This window comes from uncultured Streptococcus sp. (assembly GCF_905372115.1).
Lineage (GTDB): Bacteria > Bacillota > Bacilli > Lactobacillales > Streptococcaceae > Streptococcus.
Window position 1 is genome coordinate 1 of the sequence record NZ_CAJPNR010000071.1, and the last position, 5,199, is coordinate 5,199.

Below are 5,199 nucleotides of genomic sequence, written 5' to 3' on the forward strand. Positions count from 1 at the left end.
TCATTTTCTTCCTCCTTTTTAGCATTCTAGCATTATAGCAAAAAAACACTGATTAGGCAAATTTCTCCTGTTTTTATGTTAGGTTTTCTGACATAAAAGCTCTGGATTTTTCGCAAAAATAGCTGCAACTTTTCTTTGTACTTAAAGCAAAGTCTGCTATACTGGAAATGAATGAAAGCAAGGATAGAATGAGGTTCTTATGAAAAAATCACGTATCTTGGACGGAGTCAATCAAGCTCGCTTTGTCCCTCCTTATATTTTGTCTCTTTTACTGGCGATTGTTTTCGTGCAAGGAGGACAGCAGTTGGCCTATCTGGCTTTGGAGCCAATTTCGACTGTCCTCAGTCTTATGCTAGGTTTCTTAGGGCAAGGCGGATTCTTTGAAATCTTCTTCAATTTTGCCCTGCCTTTTCTCTTATTTGGCTTTGTTTTTATGATACTGGCTCTCTTTCTCTGGGTGCGCTGGGCTGAAGGACGACCGCTCGCGACTCTGGGCTTTGTTAAAAAAGGAAGCTTGGTGGAGCTGGTCAAAGGATTGGCAGTAGGTTTTCTCCTCTTTAGTCTAGTCGCTCTGCTTATGCTGTTGAGCGGAGCTGGCTCTTTCGAATGGGGACAGCTGACACTGGAACCTTTTCTCTATATCTTGATTTTGCTTCCGCTTTGGATGATTCAGGGTGGAGCAGAAGAGCTAGTGACACGGGCTTGGCTGCTGCCAGTTGCTGTCAAAAAGACCAACCTGCCCATCGGTTTGCTGACTTCAAGCCTGCTCTTTGCCCTCTTGCACCTAGGCAATCCAGATATTGGTATTCTTCCCATTCTTAACATTGCCTTATTTGGCCTCTTTGCAAGTCTCTATCTGCTCCGGACGGACAATGTTTGGGGGATTATAGGACTTCATGCTGCTTGGAACTTTACCCAAGGTAATATCTACGGTTTCAGTGTTAGTGGTACTGGCGTTGACGCGGCAGTCCTGAACTTTATTCCAAAGTCAGAATGGAGCTGGCTGACTGGTGGAGCTTTCGGTGCTGAAGCTTCTATTTTCAGCTCGCTCATTCTCTTGATGGCTGTCCTCTATTTGATTCTCAAGATGAAAAAAGACGGTAGTTTGACTGAGTTAGTGTGAAAGACAGAATAACTGTGCGAACAGCTTTCTTTTGTCTATCCTCAAATAATATGCTATAATAAATTAAAATGAGGAAAGGAATAATTATATGTTTAAATCTCGTATGTTGGATGCTATCAAGCAATCGCGTTATATTCCGCCGATTTGGTTGGCTATCTTGATTGCTATTGGTTTTGTTTATGTAGGTCGTTTTGCTGGAATGTTCGGAATGTTTCCGATTGGGCTTGTTATTGGTATTTTGTTCCGTGCGACAAACCCCGCTGGAGGCCAAGCAGCACTTATGGAATTTTTCCGTCACTATAGTCTATTTTTTGAACTATTTACTTTCTTTTTTATCGCTCTTACTGTCTTTCTCTGGGTTCGATATCGTGAGAAGCGTCCTTTTTCTGGTCTGGGATTTTATAAACAAGACTGGTTCAAAAATCTCCTTAAAGGCTTCCTTATTGGAGCCGTTCAGTTTTCACTGGTTGTTGTCTTGCTCTTGGCAACGGGGACAGGCAGTCTGAAATTTGGTCAGGTTAGCTTGCAGTCTTTAATTTTTGTCCTAGCTATCATTCCTTTCTGGATTCTTCAAGGTGGGACAGAAGAGCTAGTGACGCGTGGTTGGCTCTTTCCAGCAGTTAGCGCTAAGTCAAATATCTTCATTGGTATCTTGATTTCCAGTGCTCTATTCGGGGCATTGCACCTCTTTAACCCTGGTGTGACCGTTCTTTCTATTGTAAATATCATACTAGACGGTATCTTTGCTTGTTTCCTTATGCTCAAGTATGACAATATGTGGGTACTGGCTGGTATGCACGGCGCTTGGAATTTTGTGCAAGGAAATATCTATGGTATTCAGGTCAGTGGTCAAGGAGCATCTACCTCAATTTTGAACTATAGCTCACAATCTTCTGTGGATTTGCTATCCGGTGGGGCTTTTGGTGCTGAAGGATCTATTTTTGCCAGTATCGTCCTGATTGGCTGCATTGCCTATCTTTACTGGTCACTCAAGAAAGAAAATCGCCTGCCTCAAGCACTGATATTTAAGAAATAACCATTTCGCCCAGTTGAGCTGGGCCTTTTTTATGTCTTTTAACGAGAGGTGTGACAAGGGATATAAGATGGTAGAAGTATGAGCCTCTTAGTTATACCCAAATCCAGAGAAAATAGGGCAAATATGGTAAAATGATAGAAGCACAATTTGAGGAATAAAAGATGATTAACAGAATAACAGATAATAAATTTGAATTGGTTTCCAAGTACGAGCCTTCAGGTGACCAGCCCCAAGCTATTGAGCAGCTGGTGGATAATATCGAGGGAGGCGAGAAAGCCCAGATTCTTATGGGAGCGACGGGTACCGGTAAGACCTATACCATGAGTCAAGTGATCTCTCGAGTCAACAAGCCGACTCTGGTTATAGCCCATAATAAAACGCTGGCCGGCCAGCTTTATGGTGAGTTCAAGGAGTTCTTCCCTAATAACGCGGTGGAATACTTCGTTTCCTACTATGATTACTACCAGCCGGAGGCCTATGTGCCTTCTAGCGATACTTATATCGAAAAGGATAGCTCGGTCAATGACGAGATTGATAAGCTCCGTCACTCAGCGACATCGGCTCTTTTAGAGCGGAATGATGTGATTGTCGTGGCTTCGGTCTCTTGTATCTACGGTCTGGGTTCGCCTAAGGAATACTCCGATAGCGTGGTTAGCCTACGTCCTGGACTAGAGATTTCTCGTGACAAACTGCTTAATGACCTGGTGGATATCCAGTTTGAGCGCAATGACATTGACTTTCAGCGGGGAAAATTCCGGGTTCGTGGTGATGTGGTGGAGATTTTTCCAGCTTCTCGGGATGAGCATGCCTTTCGGGTGGAGTTTTTCGGAGATGAGATTGACCGGATTCGTGAGGTTGAAGCCTTGACAGGTCGAGTCTTGGGTGAAGTGGACCATTTGGCCATCTTCCCAGCCACTCACTTCGTGACCAATGAAGACCACATGGAAGTGGCGATTGCTAAGATTCAGGCTGAGCTGGAGGAACAGCTTGCTATCTTTGAGAAGGAAGGCAAGCTGCTGGAAGCTCAGCGCTTGAAGCAGCGCACAGAGTACGATATCGAAATGCTGCGTGAAATGGGTTATACCAACGGCGTTGAGAACTATTCTCGCCATATGGATGGTCGAAGCGAAGGAGAGCCGCCTTATACCCTTCTGGACTTTTTCCCTGATGACTTCTTGATTATGATTGACGAGAGTCACATGACCATGGGACAGATTCGGGGCATGTACAATGGTGACCGCTCTCGTAAGGAGATGCTGGTTAATTATGGTTTCCGTCTGCCGTCTGCCTTGGACAATCGTCCGCTGCGCCGGGAGGAGTTCGAGAGCCATGTTCACCAGATTGTCTATGTATCGGCTACGCCGGGCGACTATGAAAATGAACAGACGGATACTGTTATCGAGCAAATTATCCGGCCGACTGGGCTTCTGGATCCAGAGGTAGAAGTCCGTCCAACTATGGGACAGATTGATGACCTTTTGGGCGAAATTACTGCGCGTGCAGAGAAGAATGAGCGGACCTTTATCACAACCCTGACCAAGAAGATGGCGGAAGATTTGACAGACTACTTCAAGGAAATGGGTGTCAAGGTCAAGTACATGCACTCAGACATCAAGACCTTGGAGCGGACCGAGATTATCCGTGATTTGCGCTTGGGTGTCTTTGACGTTTTGGTTGGGATTAACCTGCTGCGCGAGGGAATCGACGTTCCTGAGGTTAGTCTAGTGGCAATCCTTGATGCGGACAAGGAAGGTTTCCTTCGCAACGAACGCGGTCTTATCCAGACTATTGGTCGGGCGGCCCGCAACAGCGAAGGTCATGTGATTATGTATGCCGACACCATGACCCAGTCCATGCAGCGAGCTATCGATGAAACTGCCCGCCGTCGGGCAATCCAGATGGCTTATAATGAAGAGCACGGCATTGTACCGCAGACCATCAAGAAAGAAATCCGTGACCTAATCAGTGTGACCAAGGCTGCCCTGCCAGACAAGGACGAAACTGTCGAAATTGAAAGCCTCAACAAGCAAGAGCGCAAGGACATGATCAAGAAACTGGAAGGCCAAATGCAAGAAGCTGCCGGACTACTCGACTTCGAGCTGGCCGCACAGATTCGCGATATGATTCTGGAAATAAAGGCGATGGATTGAGGAATAAATATGATCTGTTTAAGAAAACTAGTGGAAGAAGATTTAATACCTTTGTGGGAGATTGCTTATTCGCATCCCAATCCAATTTGGAAACAGTATGACGCTCCTTACTTTGATGATTATCAGTATTTTCCAAATTTTGAAGAGTTTAAACTACAAAAATCAGAATATTTTCTAAATAACTCGAATCGTTTAGGAATTTTTGTAGATTGCAAACTAGTTGGAACTGTTTCACGTTATTGGGAATGCCAGCAAACAAGATGGATGGAATGGTGTAAATATTAAAAAAATAAACTGGCTTCTACAGAAAGTGATATAATATATGTTGTGGGTTTCTTTTTTATATCCATGACATTCAACTATCAGTTCTAAGTTTTGTACTTGATGGATAAAAGCTTATTTGTGTGCTAGAAGGAGAGGCTATGATTAATAAGGCAAAGGAACTTCAAATTCTTGACTACTGGTATATAAATGAATTTTTGAATCAAAATAGTTTAGAAGATGAAAAAATTCGCCAAGAAGCAGAAATTAAATTAAGTAGTTCAGAAAATATAAAAAAAGTAACTTATTGTATCAGCTTAAATAAAGGAGAAGATTTTTTTTCCGAACTTAAAGCTACTATTAATATACACAAGATGAAGGTTTGGAGCAATATTACTGTTTATCTAGGAAAGGTGAAACGTGAGTTTTGCATAAAAAAAATTGCAAAAATTCTGGGTTCAAAGGAAGAGCGCCCAGAAGAGAGCAATGATTATATTGCCTGGGCAAGTTTACAGTTAAATTCTGACGGTGCCTATGTTGAAGATTCATTTGATTTATCTCCTATTTTGTGGGCTCTTAATCAACTAAAAATTAACTCTGAAAATTTTTCTGGTAATTTATCAATGGAA

4 protein-coding genes and 1 pseudogene are annotated in these 5,199 nt (G+C 43.1%); all 5 read left to right on the forward strand.

What is annotated here, in order from left to right:
- The first annotated feature begins 199 nt into the window (after positions 1–199).
- Positions 200–1,123 (forward strand): CPBP family intramembrane glutamic endopeptidase, encoded by a 924-nt coding sequence (locus QZ169_RS11295; RefSeq protein ID WP_295507109.1) that lies wholly within the window; start codon positions 200–202, stop codon positions 1,121–1,123.
- 88 nt (positions 1,124–1,211) lie between these two features.
- Positions 1,212–2,159 (forward strand): CPBP family intramembrane glutamic endopeptidase, encoded by a 948-nt coding sequence (locus tag QZ169_RS11300; protein ID WP_295507110.1) that lies wholly within the window; start codon positions 1,212–1,214, stop codon positions 2,157–2,159.
- Between the two features lie 161 nt (positions 2,160–2,320).
- Positions 2,321–4,309, forward strand: coding sequence for an excinuclease ABC subunit UvrB (gene uvrB / locus QZ169_RS11305; protein ID WP_295507112.1), 1,989 nt, complete (start codon positions 2,321–2,323; stop codon positions 4,307–4,309).
- 9 nt (positions 4,310–4,318) lie between these two features.
- Positions 4,319–4,579 (forward strand): annotated as a pseudogene (locus QZ169_RS11310) (N-acetyltransferase); the annotation flags it as partial.
- A 152-nt stretch (positions 4,580–4,731) separates the two neighbouring features.
- On the forward strand, positions 4,732–5,199 hold a 468-nt coding region (locus QZ169_RS11315; protein ID WP_295507114.1), incomplete at its 3' end, for a hypothetical protein.